1 pseudogene is annotated in these 1012 nt (G+C 74.3%); it reads left to right on the forward strand.

From position 1 onward, the window contains the following. Positions 1-957: pseudogene (locus tag GA0115259_RS36745) on the forward strand (DNA helicase RecD); the annotation flags it as partial. Positions 958-1012: the final 55 nt, after the last annotated feature.

Below are 1012 nucleotides of genomic sequence, written 5' to 3' on the forward strand. Positions count from 1 at the left end.
GTCACGGTCGCCGGGCTGCTCGCCGGTACGGAGGGCCCCGGGCGGGACGAGGACGGCCGGTTCGCCCTCGATCTCCTGGTGGTGCTGGACGCGCCGCAGCTCGATGTGGAGACGGCCGCGCTGCTCGTCGAATCGCTGCCGGACGGCGCCCGGCTGGTGCTCGGCGGGGATCCCGGAGTGCTGTGGTCGGCCGGCGCGGGCCGGGTGTTCGCCGATCTGCTGGCCGCCCGTGTGTGCCCGCAGATCGCCTCCCGTACGCCCGACCCGGGACCGGTCGGCGAGCTGGTCTCCGGCATCGGCATCGGCGAGCTGAACCAGGTGGAGGCCCCGGGCAGGGAGGTCGTGATCGTTCCGGTGCGGGACGCGGGCGAGGCGGTGCACCGCACGGTCCAGTTGGTCGCCGAGTCGGTGCCGCGGGCCTTCGGGACGGCCGCCGGAGAGACACAGGTGATCACCGTGGGCCATGGCGGAGCGGCCGGCACGCGCGCGCTCAACGCGGCGCTCAAGCAGCGGCTCAACCCGGGCCCCGGCCGGTTCGGCGGCTTCGACCCGGGCGACAGGATCGCGTACGTACCCTCGCCCGGCAGGACGCTCCAGGGCGCCGTGGTCTCGGCGGACCAGGACGGGCTGTGGCTCGACTGCGAGGGCGGGGAGGTCACCGTGCCCAGGGAGCGTGTCGAGTCGGCCGTACGGCACGGCTGGGCGCTCACCGCGCACCAGGCGGCGGGGATGCGCTGGCCGACCGCGGTCGTGGTGCTTCCCGGTGATGCGACCCAGGGGCTGAGCCGCCCATGGGTCTATACGGCCTTCGGCCGGGGCGAGCGGCATCTCTCCGTGGTCCATGGTGTGGACCAGGCCCTGCCGCACGCGGTGGCCACGATCCCGTCCCAGCAGCGCACCACCCGGCTCCGCCCGCTGATCGAGGGCCTGCTGACCCCGGCGGCCCAGCACTCCTAGGGCCTGTCTGACAAATGATCACCCGGTGGGTTCGCGGAGCCACAGGACCAGGGCT

Origin of the sequence: Streptomyces sp. MnatMP-M17 (assembly GCF_900091995.1) — a bacterium.
Classification (GTDB): Bacteria; Actinomycetota; Actinomycetes; order Streptomycetales; family Streptomycetaceae; genus Streptomyces.